18 protein-coding genes, 1 tRNA gene and 1 pseudogene are annotated in these 17,732 nt (G+C 64.3%); 12 read left to right on the top strand and 8 right to left on the bottom strand.

Annotated elements, in window-relative coordinates; translation table 11 throughout:
* Positions 1-42 precede the first annotated feature (42 nt).
* On the bottom strand, positions 43-513 hold the full coding sequence (locus Q1A87_RS08395) for a carbon monoxide dehydrogenase subunit G (protein ID WP_299649627.1): 471 nt from the start codon (positions 511-513) through the stop codon (positions 43-45).
* Positions 514-612: 99 nt separating this feature from the next.
* Positions 613-1,839 (bottom strand): multidrug effflux MFS transporter, encoded by a 1,227-nt coding sequence (locus Q1A87_RS08390; RefSeq protein WP_299649624.1) that lies wholly within the window; start codon positions 1,837-1,839, stop codon positions 613-615.
* A gap of 156 nt (positions 1,840-1,995) precedes the next feature.
* Between Q1A87_RS08390 and Q1A87_RS08385 the strand changes: the two genes are divergently transcribed.
* The 8 genes from Q1A87_RS08385 to Q1A87_RS08350 all read left to right on the top strand — a co-directional run bounded on the left by Q1A87_RS08385 (position 1,996) and on the right by Q1A87_RS08350 (position 8,383).
* Positions 1,996-3,528 carry an acyl-CoA carboxylase subunit beta gene (locus Q1A87_RS08385; RefSeq protein WP_299649621.1) on the top strand — a complete coding sequence of 511 codons (1,533 nt, stop codon included), beginning with the start codon at positions 1,996-1,998 and terminating at the stop codon, positions 3,526-3,528.
* An 85-nt stretch (positions 3,529-3,613) separates the two neighbouring features.
* A complete protein-coding gene (locus Q1A87_RS08380) occupies positions 3,614-3,877 on the top strand; it encodes a Rho termination factor N-terminal domain-containing protein (RefSeq protein ID WP_299649618.1) in 264 nt (87 codons plus the stop codon).
* 189 nt (positions 3,878-4,066) lie between these two features.
* A complete protein-coding gene (locus Q1A87_RS08375) occupies positions 4,067-4,201 on the top strand; it encodes a hypothetical protein (RefSeq protein WP_299649614.1) in 135 nt (44 codons plus the stop codon).
* A 135-nt stretch (positions 4,202-4,336) separates the two neighbouring features.
* The gene (locus Q1A87_RS08370; RefSeq protein WP_299649611.1) at positions 4,337-4,723 is read left to right on the top strand and encodes a hypothetical protein; all 387 of its coding nucleotides are present in this window, start codon (positions 4,337-4,339) and stop codon (positions 4,721-4,723) included.
* Between the two features lie 301 nt (positions 4,724-5,024).
* Positions 5,025-5,237, top strand: coding sequence for a hypothetical protein (locus Q1A87_RS08365; protein WP_299649607.1), 213 nt, complete (start codon positions 5,025-5,027; stop codon positions 5,235-5,237).
* 174 nt (positions 5,238-5,411) lie between these two features.
* A complete protein-coding gene (locus tag Q1A87_RS08360; protein ID WP_299649604.1) occupies positions 5,412-5,606 on the top strand; it encodes a hypothetical protein in 195 nt (64 codons plus the stop codon).
* 112 nt (positions 5,607-5,718) lie between these two features.
* A complete protein-coding gene (locus Q1A87_RS08355) occupies positions 5,719-7,728 on the top strand; it encodes an acetyl/propionyl/methylcrotonyl-CoA carboxylase subunit alpha (protein ID WP_299649601.1) in 2,010 nt (669 codons plus the stop codon).
* Position 7,729: 1 nt separating this feature from the next.
* Entirely contained in the window at positions 7,730-8,383 is a 654-nt protein-coding gene (locus Q1A87_RS08350) for a hypothetical protein (protein WP_299649598.1), read from the top strand.
* Positions 8,384-8,465: 82 nt separating this feature from the next.
* Here Q1A87_RS08350 and Q1A87_RS08345 read toward each other — a convergent pair whose 3' ends face one another.
* Positions 8,466-8,918: a DUF4174 domain-containing protein gene (locus Q1A87_RS08345; protein ID WP_299649595.1), complete on the bottom strand. Its 453-nt coding sequence runs from the start codon at positions 8,916-8,918 to the stop codon at positions 8,466-8,468.
* Between the two features lie 139 nt (positions 8,919-9,057).
* On the opposite strand from Q1A87_RS08345, the gene scpA reads away from it, so the two are divergent.
* From scpA to Q1A87_RS24165, 3 genes are all read left to right on the top strand, one after another.
* Positions 9,058-11,190 (top strand): methylmalonyl-CoA mutase, encoded by a 2,133-nt coding sequence (scpA, locus tag Q1A87_RS08340; protein WP_299649592.1) that lies wholly within the window; start codon positions 9,058-9,060, stop codon positions 11,188-11,190.
* A gap of 120 nt (positions 11,191-11,310) precedes the next feature.
* A tRNA-Gln gene (locus tag Q1A87_RS08335) sits at positions 11,311-11,385 on the top strand.
* A gap of 85 nt (positions 11,386-11,470) precedes the next feature.
* Complete coding sequence (locus Q1A87_RS24165) at positions 11,471-11,761, top strand: DUF6538 domain-containing protein (protein WP_363322968.1); 291 nt, start codon at positions 11,471-11,473, stop codon at positions 11,759-11,761.
* 197 nt (positions 11,762-11,958) lie between these two features.
* Here the strand turns inward: Q1A87_RS24165 and Q1A87_RS08330 are convergent.
* From Q1A87_RS08330 to Q1A87_RS08315, 4 genes and pseudogenes are all read right to left on the bottom strand, one after another.
* Positions 11,959-12,720 (bottom strand): annotated as a pseudogene (locus Q1A87_RS08330) (transposase); the annotation flags it as partial.
* A 374-nt stretch (positions 12,721-13,094) separates the two neighbouring features.
* Positions 13,095-14,399, bottom strand: coding sequence for a TRAP transporter large permease (locus tag Q1A87_RS08325; protein ID WP_299649589.1), 1,305 nt, complete (start codon positions 14,397-14,399; stop codon positions 13,095-13,097).
* Positions 14,386-14,880, bottom strand: coding sequence for a TRAP transporter small permease (locus tag Q1A87_RS08320; protein WP_299649586.1), 495 nt, complete (start codon positions 14,878-14,880; stop codon positions 14,386-14,388). Before Q1A87_RS08320 ends, Q1A87_RS08325 begins: the two co-directional genes overlap by 14 nt.
* Positions 14,881-14,959: 79 nt before the next feature.
* Entirely contained in the window at positions 14,960-15,940 is a 981-nt protein-coding gene (locus tag Q1A87_RS08315; RefSeq protein WP_299649583.1) for a TRAP transporter substrate-binding protein, read from the bottom strand.
* Positions 15,941-16,075: 135 nt separating this feature from the next.
* Here Q1A87_RS08315 and Q1A87_RS08310 point away from each other — a divergent pair, with 135 nt between their 5' ends.
* Positions 16,076-16,906: an SDR family oxidoreductase gene (locus Q1A87_RS08310; protein WP_299649580.1), complete on the top strand. Its 831-nt coding sequence runs from the start codon at positions 16,076-16,078 to the stop codon at positions 16,904-16,906.
* Positions 16,907-17,139: 233 nt separating this feature from the next.
* Here Q1A87_RS08310 and Q1A87_RS08305 read toward each other — a convergent pair whose 3' ends face one another.
* Positions 17,140-17,664 carry a TetR/AcrR family transcriptional regulator gene (locus Q1A87_RS08305; RefSeq protein ID WP_299649577.1) on the bottom strand — a complete coding sequence of 175 codons (525 nt, stop codon included), beginning with the start codon at positions 17,662-17,664 and terminating at the stop codon, positions 17,140-17,142.
* Positions 17,665-17,732: the final 68 nt, after the last annotated feature.

The following is a 17,732-nucleotide window of genomic DNA, read 5'->3' as shown; positions in this document are numbered from 1 at the left end:
TTCGAATGCGACCAGCCACATGCAGAACGAAGTTCGTGTGGCTCAGGTGACCGGATCCTGCGGCGTGACGCTTTCGCCCTCGACCTGGTCCTTGAAGTTCTCGAAGAACGTATCGGCCATCTTCGAGGCGAAGCTGTCGATGAGGCGCGAGCCGAGCTGCGCGATCTTGCCGCCCACCTTGGCGTCCACCACGTAATTGAGCTCCGTCCCCTCGGGCACTTCCGTGAGTTTAACGTCCGCCCCACCCTTGGCGAAGCCGGCCACGCCGCCCTTTCCTTCGCCGGTGATACGATAGCTCTCGGGCGGGTGTGCATTCGACACCGTGACGGCACCCTTGAACGTCGCCTTCACGGGGCCGACCTTCTGCTTCACCACGGCCTCGAACCCGTCCTCGGCGGAACCCGTGAGTTCCTCGCAACCGGGAATGCAGGCCTTGAGCGTCTCGGCATCGTTCAGCCGCGCCCAGACGGTTTCGCGCGGGGCGCGGATTGTTCGGCTTCCGGTCAGTTCCATGGGGTCTCCTCCGTGCTTCGCCCGCGATCATCGCGAAGCGGGAAGCCTGCGACAAGTCGTACCGTAGTCTAGTCCGATCGATGGCGCGGCGGAACGCCCTCAGGATGCGACTTGGCGGTTGCGGCGGATGGTGACGATGATCGACACGATCGCGGCCCAACCGGACACGGCCATCAGCGCGATCAGGGGCAGGGCGCCGCCGCCGAGCGGCAGGATGTGTCCGGCGATCTCCGCCAACGCGGCGCCGCCGCCGATCATGATCGCGCCGCCGAGGCCAGAGGCGGTGCCGGCGAGATGCGGGCGGACGGAAAGCATCCCCGCCGTGGCGTTCGGTATGACGAGGCCGTTGCCCAGTCCGACGAAGGTGATGAACCCGAAGAAGACCCAGTGCGACGTGAATCCAAGAAGCGTCAGCGTCAGGAGGAGGCCCAGGCCTGTGGCCTGTCCGATGGCTCCGATCAGGATCATCCGGTCTACGCCCGCAACTTGCGAGAATCGGCCTGAAATACCGTTGCCGATCATGTAGCCGATGGCCGGGGCGCCGAAGAACAGGCCGAGCGTCTCGGGCGGCATATTGTAGACGACACTGCCCACGTAGGGTGCGCCGCCGAGATACGCGAAGAAGGCACCGGACGCGAAGGCCGAGGCCAGGCAATAGCCCCAGAACCGCGTCGAGGTAAGCAATTCGGGATATTGCCGCACTTGGCTGCGAAGGGAGCCGCCCGACATCGGTGCCGTCTCGCCGAGATCGAACCAGGTCAGCACCCACAGCGCGGCGCCCGCGACGAACATGAGCCAGAAGTTCGAGTGCCACCCGAAATGCGCGTCGAGCCAGCCGCCGATCGCAGGCGAGACCATCGGCACGACGGCCATCCCCATCGTGACATAGCCCAGCATCGACGCGGCCCGGTCCTGCGCATAGAGGTCGCGGACCACGGCCCGGGCGAGGACCATCGCGACCACGATGCAGGCCTGCGCCATGCGGAAGACGAGGAACGTCTCGACACTCGACGCGAGGATGCAGCCCAGGGTCGCGAGCAGGAACAGGACGATTCCGGTCAGGATGACGGGCCGACGGCCGTAGCGGTCCGAGATCGGGCCGACGAAGAGCTGAAGCGCGGCGTTCACCCCGAGGAACAGGACGACCGCGCGTGCCACGACGTTGTAATCTGCCTGAAAATAGTCCGCCATGGCCGGGAGCGACGGCAGGAACACGTTCATCGCTAGCGTGGAGACGCTCACGAGCGCGACGAGGGTCAGGATATGCGGGGGAGTCCGCGTGCCCCGCACCGACGGGACCGTCGACTGCTCAGTCACGATGGCCATGCCAAGGCGTTATAGCCCGCAAGCGAGGCAGGGTAGTGTCGTCAGCGCACAGGCGTATGTGCATTCGGCGAGTCGGGGCGTCGCGCCTCTGCCAGCCCCGGGCTTTCCCGCATCCGTCACGCAAGCTAAGCAGGACCGCAAGGGAAAGGAACGCGCATGAAGGACATCCTCGGCGAACTGGAATCCCGTCGCGCCCGGGCGCAGGCGGGCGGCGGCGAACGGCGGGTGGCCGCGCAGCACGCGAAGGGCAAGCTGACGGCGCGGGAGCGGATCGAGCTTCTGCTCGACACCGACAGCTTCGAGGAGTTCGACATGTTCGTCGCGCACCGCGCGACCGATTTCGGCATGGCCGAGGACCGGCCCTCGGGCGACGGCGTGGTGACCGGCTGGGGCACGGTCAACGGCCGGCTCGTCTACGTCTTTTCTCAGGATTTCACGGTCTTCGGCGGCTCGCTGTCGGAAACGCACGCCCAGAAGATTTGCAAGATCCAGGACATGGCGCTGCAGAACGGGGCGCCGGTGATCGGACTCAACGATTCCGGCGGCGCGCGCATCCAGGAGGGGGTGGCCTCCCTCGCGGGCTACGCCGAGGTGTTCCAGCGCAACGTGGACGCGTCCGGCGTGATCCCGCAGATCAGTGTCATCATGGGCCCGTGTGCTGGCGGTGCCGTCTATTCGCCCGCGATGACGGACTTCATCTTCATGGTGCGCGACTCGAGCTACATGTTCGTGACCGGCCCGGACGTTGTGAAGACCGTGACGAACGAGGTCGTCACGGCGGAGGAGCTCGGCGGCGCCGCGACGCATACCAAGCGCTCCGGCGTGGCCGACCTGGCCTTCGAGAACGACGTGGAGGCATTGGCGGAAACGCGGCGGCTGGTGGATTTCCTGCCGCTCTCGAACCGGGAGATTCCGCCGGTTCGGCCGTTCTTCGACGATCCGAACCGGGTGGAGGAGAGCCTCGATACGCTGATTCCGGACAATCCGAACGCGCCCTACGACATGGCCGAACTGATCCTGAAGATCGCGGACGAGGGCGACTTCTTCGAGTTGCAACCGGACTTCGCGCGCAACATCCTGACGGGTTTCATCCGGATCGAGGGGCGGACGATCGGCGTCGTGGCGAACCAGCCGATGGTGCTCGCCGGGTGTCTGGACATCGATTCAAGCCGTAAGGCGGCGAAGTTCGTGCGGTTCTGCGATGCGTTCTCCATCCCGCTCCTGACGCTCGTCGATGTGCCGGGCTTCCTGCCCGGTACGGCGCAGGAATATGGCGGCGTCATCAAGCACGGGGCGAAGCTGCTCTTTGCCTACGGGGAAGCGACGGTGCCGAAGGTGACGCTCATCACCCGCAAGGCCTATGGCGGGGCCTACGACGTCATGGCATCCAAGCACCTGCGCGGGGACTTCAACTATGCCTGGCCTACGGCGGAAATCGCGGTCATGGGCGCGAAGGGCGCTGTGGAGATCCTTTATCGTTCGGAGCGGGCCGATCCGGAAAAGATCGCGGCGCGGACCGAGGATTATGAAGATCGCTTCGCAAACCCTTTCGTGGCCGCGGAAAAGGGGTTCATCGACGAGGTGATCGTCCCGGCGATGTCGCGCAAGCGTATCGCCCGGGCCTTCGCCAGCCTCCGCACGAAGCGGCAGGACCGTCCCTGGCGCAAGCACGACACCATCCCGTTATAGATCGCCCGTTACAGGTCGGCCGGAACGCCGGACGCGTGTCGTGGGTTTGCCCGGCACACCGCGCATCGAACCGGAGGGCTGAGCCATGACGAAGGATCACGGACCGAGCATCAAGGACGACGAAACCTACGAGGCGCTGCGCGATCAGGGCGCGTCGGAGCAGAAGGCCGCGCGGATCGCGAATGCGAAGGCCAACAAGGACATGCATCCTTCGAAAGAAGGGGGCAAGTCGCCCTCCTACGAGGAATGGACGAAGGACGATCTCTACGATCGGGCTCAGGAGGTCGGGATCGAGGGTCGCTCCGAGATGACCAAGGACGAACTGATCGATGCCCTGCGCAACAGTTGAATCCCGCGCGCAGCGTTCTGCCGCGGTTCTCGTGACCGCCCCAAGGTGGCAAATGTCTGCCGTTGGATCGCCCCTCGCGCGCGATCCCGAAAGATCACGATTGCGGGAACCGGGCGGACGTGAAACGTGTTGGCGATTGAGGGGCGACCATCAAATTCACCCGCCCCGATAGAGAGACAGGAGATATTCATGCGCAAAGCCGTCAACCTCGTCGCCATTCTGGGCCTCACTGCCGCGATCGCGGCCTGTTCGGGCCGCACGGAAGAGCAGCAGGACGTGGTGTACGTTCCCGTCGAGCCGGAGCCCGTCACGACCAAGTACTGAGGCGGCGCGCAATCGGAGCGGTCTCGTTCCGTGCGTTCGCACCGTATCGAAGCCGGTCCCGCGCGAAGCCGCGGCGCCGGCTTCGTTGCGTCAGGGTTCTAACGGTGCGACCGTTGCACATCGTGAAGGCGATCCATGCTGAAGCATCGCGGGTTTCCGGGTCGATTGCCGGGAACGGACTTCCAGTTCGTCGTTCGCCGTGCGAACCCGAAAGGGGCAACGCCGCTTACGCGTCGTGAGCGGTACCGGGATCGCAAAGACATCGATCGGGCCGCGGATCGGGCATTTCTCGCTGCGTTGATCGAGCATTTCGATAGCGGACCGTTCCAACGCGGCAATCTCGATGCCGGCCGCCTGTCGTGGCTCTTTGGCCGGGAGGTGGTTGCGGTGGACGATACGTTCCATCCGGCGGATTACGACGCTTGTCTCCGTGTGGATATGGATCGCGCCGCCGCGGCCTTCCCCGAACTGTTCGAAAGCGGAGGCGAACCTGACAGTTCCTTCACGGACGATCCCGATTGATTACCGTCGGGTCGGCGATGGGCTGATTCTGGCCGATCGCGCGATCTACGCCGATTTTTCTTTGGACAATCATGGAATGGCCGCACCCTGTTCGCGTGTCGAAGGTCCGTCCTGCCCCAAGGCAGGGTCGGGGCGCGACATGAGTGGAACCGTACCCCTTCCCCTCCCGGGCGATGGTCAGGTCGAGAGATCGCGCCGTCGCCCGGACCTTTCTTGTACCCGCAGGCAGGCAACGACGGGGCAAGAGCGGGGACCGGAGCGGCTCCGCGACAACAAGAATACGGTTCGCAGGAGCAGGACATTGCCGATCTACATCGCTCGGGTCACCGGTATCGTTGCCGCGTTGGCCCTTTCCGGCTGCTACGGGACCGACAACGAACGCGCGCTTGGCGGAGCCTTGGTCGGCGCGCTTGGCGCCTCTGCCATCAGCGGCAGCGTCGCGGGCGGGGCGGTCACCGGCGCTCTCGTCGGCGCGCTGGCCGACGATTTCGCGACGCGCGGACGCGGCTACTAAGGCGGCGGGCGCTGACTTCGAGGCAATCCGGGTCAACGCAACGACGCAACCACATGCGCTGAACAATGATTGGAGATCCAGGCGGTTTCCGGACACGCCATCCCCCTTCGGCGCGAGCCGGAACCGTCGTTGACCCCTTTGCGTTCGAACGTTGCAATCAATTGGAGAACCACCATGCACCGCAAGTTTCTGATTCCCGCGCTCGCCCTCGTTGCCGGCCTGTCGGCCTGCCAGCAGGGGAGCGACTTCGAACGTGCCGCGATCGGCGGCGCCATTGGATGCGCGGCCGGCGAGATCATCAGCGACGGCAACTGCGTCGCCGGTGGTGCGATCGGTGCGGCGGGCGGCGCCCTGTCCAACGACTTCTGAGCCGCGACCCCGCCGGGCGGGGTTGTCTCGGACCGATTTCCGGGCTGTCCTGTCTTGCGACCGGGCGGCCCTTTCTGTTTGAGAAACCGGCGCAAGACCGGGAGGGGGGACGATGTTCGAGAAGATCCTGATCGCCAACAGGGGCGAGATTGCCTGCCGGGTTATCAAGACTGCACGACGCATGGGGATCGAGACGGTCGCCGTCTATTCCGACGCCGATCGGAACGCGCTGCACGTGCGGATGGCCGACGAGGCCGTGCATATCGGACCGGCGCCAGCCAACCAGTCCTACATCGCGATCGACCGGATCATGAAGGCGATCCGCTCGACGGGCGCGCAAGCCGTGCATCCGGGTTACGGCTTCCTGTCGGAGAACCCGCGCTTCGCCCAGGCGCTCAAGGCCGAGAGCGTGATCTTCATCGGCCCGCCGGTCGGCGCCATCGAGGCGATGGGCGACAAGATCACCTCGAAGCGGATCGCGGCCGAGGCCGGCGTCTCGACCGTACCGGGGCATATGGATCTCATTGCTGACGGGGACGAGGCCGTTCGGATCTCGGGCGAGATCGGCTATCCGGTCATGCTGAAGGCCAGCGCCGGGGGCGGGGGCAAGGGGATGCGGATTGCTTGGTCCGAAGATGAGGTGCGCGAGGGGTTCCAGGCGTCGAAGAACGAGGCCGCATCGAGCTTTGGCGACGATCGCATGTTCATCGAGAAGTTCGTCACGCAGCCGCGCCATATCGAGATCCAGGTGCTCTGCGACAGCCACGGACACGGCGTCTATCTGGGCGAGCGGGAATGCTCGATCCAGCGTCGAAACCAGAAGGTCGTGGAGGAAGCACCGTCGCCCTTCCTCGACGCCGAGACCCGCGCGGCGATGGGGGCGCAGGCGCTCTCGCTCGCGCAGGCCGTGGGCTACACGTCGGCGGGCACGGTCGAGTTCATCGTCGACGGCGACCTCAACTTCTACTTCCTCGAAATGAACACGCGTCTGCAGGTCGAGCATCCGGTCACGGAGCTCGTGACCGGCGTAGACCTCGTGGAGCAGATGATCCGCGTCGCGAACGGCGAGCGGCTTTCGCTTCGCCAGGATGACATCACGCTCGATGGCTGGGCCATCGAGAGCCGGCTTTACGCGGAGGATCCCTATCGGAACTTCCTGCCGTCGATCGGTCGGCTGACGCGCTACCGCCCGCCCGAAGAGGTCGACGGGGAGACGTTGAAGGTCCGGAACGACACCGGCGTCTTCGAGGGCGGCGAGATCACCATGTTCTACGATCCGATGATCGCCAAGCTCTGCACGTGGGCGCCGGAACGCGCGGGCGCGATCGAGGCGATGCGGGACGCGCTCGACGGGTTCGAGGTCGAGGGGATCGGGCACAACCTGCCTTTTCTCTCGGCGGTCATGGACCATCCCCGCTTCGTCTCGGGCCAGATCACGACGGCCTTCATCGCGGAGGAATATCCCGACGGCTTCCAAGGCGTCGGGCTGCCCCCGGAACACCTGGCACGCGTCGCCGCCGCCTGCGCCGCGATGCACCGGGTGGCCGAGATCCGGCGTACGCGCGTCTCGGGGCGGATGGACAATCACGAGCGCAAGGTCGGGGCCGAGTGGGTCGTCACGCTGACCGGGCACGAGGGCACGACGCGTCTCGAAGCGGCCATCCTGGCGGATCGGCACGGCGCGGACGTCACCATCGGCGACGACGTGCTTCGCGTCGAGAGCGACTGGACGCCGGGTCAGCCGCTCGCACGCCTGTCCGTCGGGGGCGAGTCGCTGGTGCTGAAGGTCGGCAAGATCACCCACGGCTTCCGCATCCGAACGCGCGGCGCCGACCTGATCGTCCATGTCCGCACCCCGCGACAGGCCGAGCTGGCCGCGCTGATGCTCAAGAAGGCGGAGGCCGACACCTCGAAGATGCTTCTCTGTCCGATGCCGGGACTGATCGTGCGGATCGACGTGGCCGAGGGCGACGAGGTGCAGCAGGGCCAGGCGCTGGCCGTCGTCGAGGCGATGAAGATGGAGAACGTCCTGCGGGCCGAGCGCAAGGGCGTCGTCTCGAAGGTCATCGCGGCCGCCGGCGACAGCCTCGCCGTCGACGACGTGATCCTGGAGTTCGAATGAGGTGAACGCCTCGGGTCTGATAGACGCGATCGACCCGCGCATCTGGCAGGCGGTGATCGCGGGCGGGGTCGTCGCGCTCGGCTGGATCGTCAACGGCGCGCGGGAACGGGCGGAAGCAAGGCGGCAACGTCGCTCGCGCACGCGCGACGTCCACAAGGCGCTCTTCGCGGAGATACAGAACACGCTGTCGGTGTTTTATGGCGAGGGCCGCGCCGAACAGGATGCGGCGGAGCTCATCGCCCGGATGCGCGCGGATCCGGATTTCGTCCCCTTCGTTCCGCACGAAGTGCACGACCGCGTCTTCGTCGCCCTCATCAGCGATATCGAGGTTCTGCCGCGCCAGACGATCGACGCGATCGTGGCGTTCTACAGCTACATATCCGCCGTCATGGCGCTTGCGCAGGATATGAGGGGAAGGGGCTATGCCCGGCTACCGGCGGACCGCCGGATCGCGCTTTACGAGGACTTCATGGCGATGCGCCTGCGCGCCTTCGCAATGGGCCAGTATGTTCTTAAGTTGATCCGCATCTACGCGGATTCAGGACCGGAAGCGGCCGAGCGCTTCGCGGCGAAATCCGGCGCAGGCAAGCGCCGTATGCCGATCAGTAACCCGGTCTCGGACCGGATCGACCCGGAAGGCCCGGGATCGGCATGAGTGGAATGTCTTCGTCGCGTTCCATCGAAGGCCCCTTGGTTGCCCTTGACCACAATATGGGGTGCTTCGTTAATTTTCGCAACTATCCGCTGCCGTGACGTTCGCGGCGGCGCATCGGCATCTTGTCGATGGACCGGGAGATTTCGCGCACGGACCAGGGCAGGGGCTTGCGCAGCTTGACCTGCCCGTCCTTGCCGATCAGCACCATCATGAAGCCCCGCGGGCGCAGCTTGTCGCGCAGCGCGGTCCGCGCCTCGGGGTCGGTGTCCACGACCACGATCACGTCGCGTTCGACAAGCTCGTCCATGCGCGCCTCGATCTCCTCGATCTGCTCGATGAAATTCGGGTCCCGGGCGGAATTCGCGAAGACGACGACGGGACGGGCGATCCACTGCAACTCAGCCAGATCGACCTCGCTCGCCTCGAAGATGCGTCCGGGCTCCGCCAGCCAGGCCGCTTCGAAAGATTCCGCGTCCGCCGCCCAGGCGCCGGGCGCAAGCGAGAGGGTTGCGAGGAGTGTGATCAGCTTGCGCATCTCGACCTTTCGTCCGTTACTCTGTGAATATAGGACGAAATGAGGGTGTGCGAAGGACCGATCCGGCCGATGCCAGGTATTTGACCGCATTCGCGCGCAGGCCGGCCCGACAGCCCGGGCAGAGACGGGGGACCCGCAGATGGCACGATCCGACGCGAAGACCGAATGGGCACGACTGGCCGCCGCCGAATTGAAGTCGCGTGCGCCGGAGGATCTGACGTGGCGCACGCTGGAGGGGATCGACGTCGCGCCGGTCTACACGCCGGACGATCTCGCGGGGATCGCCCATCTCGATACCCTGCCCGGTGAGGCGCCGTATCTGCGCGGCGTGAAGGCGACGATGTATGCGGGTCGGCCCTGGACGATCCGCCAATACGCCGGCTTTTCGACGGCGGAGGAGTCGAACGCCTTCTACCGCCGGGCCCTGGCCGCCGGGCAGCAGGGCGTCTCGGTCGCCTTCGACCTCGCCACGCATCGCGGCTACGACAGCGACCACCCGCGCGTCGTGGGGGACGTGGGCAAGGCCGGCGTCGCCATCGACTCAGTCGAGGACATGAAGATCCTCTTCGACGGCATTCCGTTGGACGAGATCTCGGTCTCGATGACGATGAACGGCGCGGTGATCCCGATCCTCGCAAACTTCATCGTCACCGGCGAGGAGCAGGGGGTGGACCGTGCGAAGCTGTCGGGCACGATCCAGAACGACATCCTCAAGGAGTTCATGGTCCGCAACACCTACGTCTATCCGCCCGAGCCCTCGATGCGGATCGTGGCGGACATCATCGAGTACACCGTCGAGGAGATGCCGCGCTTCAACTCGATCTCGATCTCCGGCTATCACATGCAGGAGGCGGGCGCGGACCTCGTGCAGGAACTGGCCTTCACGCTGGCCGACGGGCGCGAATACGTCCGGACGGCCATCGCGCGCGGCATGGACGTCGATCGTTTCGCCGGGCGGCTCAGCTTCTTTTTCGCGATCGGCATGAATTTTTTCATGGAGGCCGCCAAGCTGCGCGCCGCGCGCGTGCTCTGGCATCGCATCATGCAGGAGTTCGAGCCGAAGAACCCGAAATCCTCGATACTGCGCACCCATTGCCAGACCTCGGGCGTGAGCTTACAGGAGCAGGACCCCTACAACAACGTCGTCCGCACCGCCTACGAGGCACTCTCCGCCGTGCTCGGTGGGACGCAATCGTTGCACACGAACTCCTTCGACGAGGCGATGGCGCTGCCGTCGGAAACGTCGAGCCGGATCGCGCGGAACACGCAGCTCATCCTGCAGGAGGAGACGGGCGTGACCAACGTCGTCGACCCGCTTGCCGGCTCTTTCTACGTCGAGCGCCTGACCCATGATCTGGCGGAAGCCGCCTGGACACTCATCGAGGAGGTCGAGGCGATGGGCGGCATGACGAAGGCCGTGGCCTCCGGCATGCCGAAGCTGCGCATCGAAGAGAGCGCGGCCACGCGGCAGGCCAAGATCGACCGGGGCGAGGATGTCATCGTCGGCGTCAACAAGTATCGCCGGGAGACGGAGGACGAGATCGACATCCTCGCGATTGACAACGATCTAGTCAGGGCGGGGCAGGTGGACCGGCTCGAGCGCATCCGGGCGAGCCGCGACCAATCCGCCTGCGACGCGGCGCTGGCGGAACTCACCCGACGCGCGGCCGACGGTGGCAACCTGCTCGAAGCGGCGGTCGAGGCCGCTCGCCAGCGCGCGACGGTGGGCGAGATCAGCCTGGCGATGGAGGAAGTGTTCGGCCGCCACCGGGCCGAGGTGAAGACGCTGGCGGGCATCTACGGAGCGGCCTACGAGGGGGACGAGGCCTTCGCCGCGATCCAGCGCGACGTCGAGGCCTTCGCGGAGGAGGAGGGACGCCGGCCGCGCATGCTGGTCGTCAAGATGGGTCAGGACGGACACGACCGTGGCGCCAAGGTCATCGCGACCGCCTTCGCCGATATCGGCTTCGACGTCGACGTGGGTCCGTTGTTCCAGACGCCGGAAGAGGCCGCACAGGACGCGATCGACAATGACGTTCACGTCATCGGCATATCCTCGCAGGCCGCCGGGCACCGGACCCTTGCGCCGAAGCTGATCCAGGCGCTCCGCGCGCAGACGGCCGGCGAGATCCTCGTGATCTGCGGCGGTGTCATTCCGCAGCGGGACCATGCGTTTCTGAAGGAAGCCGGTGTTGCCGCGATCTTCGGTCCTGGCACGAACATTCCGCAAGCAGCGAAAGAGATCCTCGGCCTTGTCCGGGCCGCCCGCTGAAGGCGTCGCGTACTTGCGGACGGGGGTTGCCCGCTTGGGAAGCCAGGATGTGGAGGGGGGCGAAGAGGCACTTTTTGACTTGCGACCCTTTCCGGCCTCGCCTATCCCACGCCGCACGGTTGGGGTGTAGCCAAGTGGTAAGGCAGCGGTTTTTGGTACCGTGTACCGTAGGTTCGAATCCTACCACCCCAGCCAATGAACTCCGATCAGACACGAAAAGCGCAAGAAGATAGGGGTTCCGATCTCCTGTCGGAAACCCGCGTATCCCACCGCCGCGTCAATGGGATACGCGGTAGGATACACGCCTCCGAGCCATCCCGTCCATCGCCGCGCCGCCGATCCGTATCTCCTGCGAAGAGGGCGCATTTACTACTTCAGGAAGCGCTTACCCAAGGTCATCTCAGGAAATTGCTGCCGTACGTTTCTGTGTCTGTCACTGCGGACCCCCTTACTGAGCGAAGCGATGAGCCGGTCCGCCCGGGTCTTCGCCGCATATCAACGTACAGAGACCAGAGTGATGACCGGCCTTGAAAGCGCAACCTCGCATCCAAAACCATTCTCGCCGTCCTGACGGAAACGGCGCGGAACGAACTCGACCGCATCCTCCGCGAGCAGGATGAGGGTCCTGTCCTGTACGACGACGAGATCGACCACCGTATCGAGCAGATCGACAGCCGGCGCACAGCGCTGCGCCGGCGCGCGCGGGGCAATGACTTCTCGGCGCCGTCCACTGCCCGGCAGGGTCATGCGAAGCATGATCCCGAGAGGGGCGGTGACCGAGGCGATCGGCTCGCTCTCAGGGACTTGGCCAAGCAGGTCCGGCAGCACGGAAGCACGGAAGCACGGAAGCATCCATTGCCCGACAGGCGATTGCGAAGCAATCTGCCGAAAGGGGCCCACGCCGCTGCCGGTGATCTCGACTGCACGAACCTCGAGCGTGCTCTCGTCGACGACAAGGTGGACCTTGCGCCAAACCCGCCTCCGCGCCCCACCATGTTTGCGAGCGTGCCATTCGCCCTCACCGCGCGCTTTGATACCGGTCCTGTCCACTGCCCGGCAGGGCATTGCGCAGCAATGTCCCGAGAGGGGATCAGCAGGTGCAGCGGGCCGCCGCTGCCGCGGTAGGGCAGTTGCACGGCCAGCATCTTTTGCCGCCAAGACAGCGTCGAGACTGAGGAGGATCAGCGAGCCTTCCAGTGGAAGGATCGCCCGACGAAGGGCACCGGCCAGTCGAACCCTGCCAGCTTGAGAAGGCTTGCTACGAAGCCTGTCGTTTGGCGCAGCGGCGGGCTGAACAAGACCTTGATCCCTCTCGGGACATCACCGCGTGATGCCCTGCTGGGCAAGGGTCAGACAGGCTTGGATCGCGGCGTCACTGTAGACCGTCTGCCCGCCGCGCTTGCCCGATGGTGCAGCGTGTCAAGGCGTCGACGGGTCAAACCAGACCGTCAAAGATCCGCGCTCACGTAGCGAGGCGTTGTAAGTAGACTAGTTCAGAGTGCGGTAGCGGTTCGGAACAGGCTTGGACATGCCGTCCAGCTATGCTGCTGGAGGCGCAATGTGAATTCCGGGCAGACTTCGTGCAACAAGGCCGCGGAGGAGTCCCCGTTAGTTTACTTATCGACCAACTTGATGTGCGCCATTCTGTCGTCGGTCATCTCCGTCTTGGTTCGAGGTGCTGCAATCGAATGTTTTAGAAGATCGCCGGTCGCCGCCAGCGTCGCCACCACGTGCCGCGCTCAGCCGAAGGCTCCGTGCTCGGCGTCCAACACCAACCGTAAGGAAACCCTCCGATGCGGAGGTCTGCACTTCCTGTAATGTCTGACCGCCGGACGTCCTTGCAGTTTCCATGCCGAATGGACCGGCCAGTTCGTCAACGATGCGGCGCCCTACCGGGGCGGGAGTCAGTTGACGTAGGTCGGCATGATCCAACGGGGCAGGGCAAGGATAATGTCCGGAAATAGAATGATGATTAGAAGTACCGCAATCATTGGAAGGAGAATTACGGCCACGTCACGCAGGGCGTCGATCAGGCGGATCCGTCCGATCGAGGCCGCGATCAGCAGGCAAAGACCGTAGGGCGGCGTGACCAAGCCGAACGCGAGGCTCATAACGCCGATGATAGCGAAGTGGATCGGGTGCATTCCGACATGTTGCGTCACCGGGTAGAGCACGGTGCCCAAGATGATGATCGCCGGGATCGCATCGATGAACATGCCGATCAGCAGAAAGGCCAACGCGCTCATGATGCCGATGCCGATGATGCCGAGACCCATTTGGTCGATCTGTTCGACAAGCGCTGCGGGAATCTTGAAGTAGGCAAGACACCAGCCGAAGGCTGAAGCGGTGCCGATGCAGAAGAGGGTGATCGCGGCGAAGCGGGCACTGTCGTAGATCACGCCGGGCAGGGCACGCGGGGTGATCGAGCGATAGACGAAAACGCCGAGGATCAGGGAGTAGATTACCGCAACGACGGAGGCTTCGGTCGGTGTGAAAAAGCCGCCGACGATGCCACCGACAATGATGAGCGGAGTCATGAGGGCGAGGGTGGCCGAAGCCAGGGCCCGCATGAGTTCGACGAAGGTGGACCGCGTGTGAACGGCGTAGCCGCGCCGTTTGGCATAAATGTAAACGGTAAGCATCTGCGAGCCGGCGATCAGAATGCCCGGCACGACACCGGCGAGGAATAGCCCGCCGATGGAGACCGACATCAGCCCCCCCCAGACAACCATCAGGATCGAGGGCGGGATGATGACGCCCATGACGCTCGAACAGGCGGTGATGGCCACAGCGAAAGGGGCATCGTAGCCCTCCTTGCGCATCTGGGGAATGAGGAGCGAACCGATCCCGGCCGCGTCTGCGGTGGAGGAGCCGGAAATGCCGGCAAACAGCATCGAGACGACGACGTTCACATGGCCGAGTCCACCCGGCAAATGCCCCACCATGGCGCGCGCCAATCGGATGAGGCGGTCGGTGATCCCCGCGGAGTTCATCAGGTTCGCCGCCAGCAGGAAGAAAGGCACGGCGAGCAGCACGAAGGAGTTGTAGCTCTTGAACATTTCCCGCATCAGGAGGATGGGGGTCAGCCGCTCCTCGATGAAGAAGACGGGGACCACGGCGAGACCCAGTGCGAAGGCTACGGGAACTCGCAGGAAGACAAGGATACCGAAAGTTCCGAACAGGATCGCGGCGACTTCAGCGGGACCCATCCGGACCACCCCTCCTGAATTCGATGATGTCGGCCCAGATCCGTTCGAGAAGGAACAGGGTCCAGGTCGCGCCGGCGAGCGGCCAAGCGATGTAGATGGCCAGCATCGGCAGACCGGAGATCTCGGATCGCTGACGAGAGCCGAGGATACCGAAATCCCAGCCCCACCAGAGGAAGGATACCGCCATCGCGAGCATGGCGAGATTGACCAGGAGCCGGAGCGCCAATTCGACCCACTTGCGGCGGCTGTGAGGCATGACGTCGACATCGAAATGGGTGCCGTCGCGCACGGCGATCATGGCGCCGATCATGATCACCCAGACGAAGCAGAATCGCGCAATTTCCTCTGTCCAGATGTAGCGCGGGATGACGCCGGTGTAACGGCTGAGGATCTGCATCGCGACGGGCACGATCAGCACGGCCATCAGCAGGGTCAGGAGCAGCTTGAGGAGACGGTAATAGCCTTCCAGCAGGACGTGCATGGCCCCTCGCAGATGTTTCGTGGATCAGGATGGGCGGTGGATTGGAGCGGACCCGCCGGCGAAGCGGACCCGCCCAGGGTCACTCGACGGCTTCGATCGCCTCGAGAACGTCCTCTGCGCCAAGCTCCTCGGCATAGGCGCGCTTGACCGGAGCGGCAAGCTCGAGCAGCTTGTCGCGCTCGACGAATTCGTGCGTGGTCAGCAGACCCGCCTCTTCCATCGCCGCGAGTTTCTCGCCGTCTTGGCCGCTCTCGACGTCGCGGCCGAGCTTGCCACCCGCCTTGCCCGCCTCGATGACGCATTCCTGCTCCTCGGGGCTCAGCCGCTCGAAGGTAGCGTTCGAGAAAGCGATGGGGCGTACGGTGATCGCGTGCTTCGTCAACGCGATATCCGGGCCGACTTCGTAGAATTTCATTTGCTCGATGCCGGCGGCCTCGTTCTCGGCGGCATCGATCACGCCGGTCTGTATGGCGTTGTAGACCTCGTCATAGGCGATGACCGAGGGCGCGGCCTGAATGGCCTCGAAGATACGGGTCTGGATCGGCGCGCCCATCACCCGCATCGGAAGGCCCGACAATTCTTCCATGTTCGTCACCGGCTTGTTGACGATCAGGTTGCGCGTGCCGCCTCCGGCGTAGCCGATAAGGCGCACGTCGGCCTGTTCGAGGACGTCCTGAGCCAGCGGCGCGAGCGCATCCTGCTCCATCACGGCGTTCCAGTGCTCGAGGTCGCGGAACAGGAACGGCATGTCCATCAGCGGGGCCTTCTGCGAGAAGGTCGACATGTGCGAGGGGCTGACGATGCCGTAATCGACGGCAATGCCTTGGCTCATGTTCTCGAAGTAATCCTTCTCGAGCCCGAGCTCCGAGTTCAGGTGCAGATCGAAGGTCAGCGAACCGTCCGAGCATTCGCTTGCCACGCGCTCGAATTCTCGCAAAGCCTTGGTGAAGGCATGGTCTTCGTCGAATTGGACCGCGCCGACCAGTTCGACCGCCTGAACGGGCAGAGCCGTGAGCACAAGAAGCCCAAAGCCGCACGTCAGCTTCCCTATCGTATGCATGTAAATTCCTCCCAACGGTCAGGCCCGTTCGCCCAGACAGTCGTCTTGTGAACGTTCCTCGGGGAGCACGTTGCAGCTTTGAATGGCGTGTGTCTACATTCCCGTTTTGAGGATGTCCTGGGGAGTGCGCTGTGCTTGGCACCGCGCACCATCGACAACCTCGCCAAAAACCGGACGGATTCTGCCATGAGCTCGAAACCCTTCACTTTCCCCGAACTCGACGGGAAGTCGGTCTTGATCACCGGGGCCTCGACCGGAATCGGCGCGGCCCTCGCTAAGGCCTTCGCCGCACAGGGGGCGAAGGTTGGCGTGCACTACAATTCCAGCCAAGACGCCGCGGAGAATCTTGCTGCCGAGATTGAAGAGGCGGGTGGCACGACCGTTCTGGTGCGTGCGGATGCCTGCGACTCGGCTGCGTTTGCCTCCGCCGTGGACGAAGCGGCCGAGAAGCTTGGCGGGCTGAACGGCCTGATCAACAACGCCGGCGGAATGGTCAAGCGCGTGCCCTACGAGGAGGCCACCGATGCGGATTACGACCGGGTAATGGACCTTAATGCGCGGTCAGTTCTGACCGCTTCGCGTGCTGCGCTGCCCTATCTGAAGAAGCAGGGCGGCTTCGTGATCAACACCACGTCAATCGCGGCGCGCAATGGCGCAGGCGGCGGCGCGGGACTCTACGGGTCGTCGAAATCCTTCGTCTCGAATGTGACGCGCGGTATGGCAAAGGAATGGATCAGCTACGGCATCCGGGTGAACGCGGTTTCGCCTGGCGTGATCGAAACGCTCTTCCATGAGAGGTATTCGACGAAGGAGCAGATGGATACGATGCTCGCGACTGTCCCCCAGGGACGCCTGGGCAGTGCTGAGGATTGTGTCGGCGCATTCCTCTTCCTGGCCTCCGAGGCTTTGGCAGGCTATATCATCGGGCAGGTCATCGAGGTCAACGGCGGCCAGCTGATGCCCTGACGGGTGTCTTCCGTTCGACTATCTGGCCTGAACACGAGCGAATTACGCGTGTGCGCCAAGAATTTAACCCCTATTATTCACGCGAAGAAGCATATGCGCGTCGGACCCGGGTGCAGCCGTTTGACAGGCCACGCGGCCGTTGAATTTCGCTTCTCGTAGTCGACCGAATTGCCAGCCATGACGTTTCGCTTGGCTAGCGCGTAGCATTCTGCACGATGGGCCTCGGAGATCGCTTATACGAACGACACTCGAAGGGCGTGACCCAACCGCTTTGCAGCATCTACGGCCGGATCGCCGCGCAGCGGCCATGCTTGAGTCAGGCCCTCGATGATTACGAGCAATTCGGCCTCGGCCTCGACGACGCCGGTTGCCGCGGCCGCTCTGGACGCGACCTCCGCCTTGTGGCGTTCGAGAAGCTCGCGGAGTGGACCGCTGTTCGGGTCGGCTGCCACGGCGGCATGAAACAGACAGCCATGCGACGTCTCGGTCGCCATCCAGGTGCCGACCCTCACGAGGATAGCGTCGGTCGCTTCTTCGGTGTCGTCCGGCAGGCCATCGAAGACATGCAAAAGGTAGCGTTGATGCCGGTTCTCCAATGCCGCCAGAACCATGTCGGCCCGGGAAGGGGTATATTTGTAAAGCGTGCGCAGGCTCACGCCAGCGGCATCGCGCAAGTCCTCGACGGAGGGCTCCGCGAAGCCGCGGCTGGCGAAGGCTCGCTCGATGCCGGCGGATATCTTGCTCATCATGTCAGCCATAAGTGACTACGTAGAATGATCCCTCTACCTAGGCAAGTAGAGGGATCATTCTACACGGGAGCTGCTTC

Origin of the sequence: uncultured Jannaschia sp. (assembly GCF_947494055.1) — a bacterium.
Taxonomy (GTDB): domain Bacteria; phylum Pseudomonadota; class Alphaproteobacteria; order Rhodobacterales; family Rhodobacteraceae; genus Jannaschia.
The sequence above is the reverse complement of the archived record's forward strand: the minus strand, read 5'-3'. Positions and strand labels throughout refer to the sequence as shown.

Excerpts from the sequence above, each read along its gene's own strand:
- Q1A87_RS08395 (WP_299649627.1), bottom strand. The coding sequence starts at position 513 with ATGGAACTGACCGGAAGCCGAACAATCCGCGCCCCGCGCGAAACCGTC.
- Q1A87_RS08390 (WP_299649624.1), bottom strand. The coding sequence starts at position 1,839 with ATGGCCATCGTGACTGAGCAGTCGACGGTCCCGTCGGTGCGGGGCACG.
- Q1A87_RS08385 (WP_299649621.1), top strand. The coding sequence starts at position 1,996 with ATGAAGGACATCCTCGGCGAACTGGAATCCCGTCGCGCCCGGGCGCAG.
- Q1A87_RS08380 (WP_299649618.1), top strand. The coding sequence starts at position 3,614 with ATGACGAAGGATCACGGACCGAGCATCAAGGACGACGAAACCTACGAG.
- Q1A87_RS08375 (WP_299649614.1), top strand. The coding sequence starts at position 4,067 with ATGCGCAAAGCCGTCAACCTCGTCGCCATTCTGGGCCTCACTGCCGCG.
- Q1A87_RS08370 (WP_299649611.1), top strand. The coding sequence starts at position 4,337 with ATGCTGAAGCATCGCGGGTTTCCGGGTCGATTGCCGGGAACGGACTTC.
- Q1A87_RS08360 (WP_299649604.1), top strand. The coding sequence starts at position 5,412 with ATGCACCGCAAGTTTCTGATTCCCGCGCTCGCCCTCGTTGCCGGCCTG.
- Q1A87_RS08355 (WP_299649601.1), top strand. The coding sequence starts at position 5,719 with ATGTTCGAGAAGATCCTGATCGCCAACAGGGGCGAGATTGCCTGCCGG.
- Q1A87_RS08345 (WP_299649595.1), bottom strand. The coding sequence starts at position 8,918 with ATGCGCAAGCTGATCACACTCCTCGCAACCCTCTCGCTTGCGCCCGGC.
- scpA (WP_299649592.1), top strand. The coding sequence starts at position 9,058 with ATGGCACGATCCGACGCGAAGACCGAATGGGCACGACTGGCCGCCGCC.
- Q1A87_RS24165 (WP_363322968.1), top strand. The coding sequence starts at position 11,471 with ATGGGATACGCGGTAGGATACACGCCTCCGAGCCATCCCGTCCATCGC.
- Q1A87_RS08325 (WP_299649589.1), bottom strand. The coding sequence starts at position 14,399 with ATGGGTCCCGCTGAAGTCGCCGCGATCCTGTTCGGAACTTTCGGTATC.
- Q1A87_RS08320 (WP_299649586.1), bottom strand. The coding sequence starts at position 14,880 with ATGCACGTCCTGCTGGAAGGCTATTACCGTCTCCTCAAGCTGCTCCTG.
- Q1A87_RS08315 (WP_299649583.1), bottom strand. The coding sequence starts at position 15,940 with ATGCATACGATAGGGAAGCTGACGTGCGGCTTTGGGCTTCTTGTGCTC.
- Q1A87_RS08305 (WP_299649577.1), bottom strand. The coding sequence starts at position 17,664 with ATGGCTGACATGATGAGCAAGATATCCGCCGGCATCGAGCGAGCCTTC.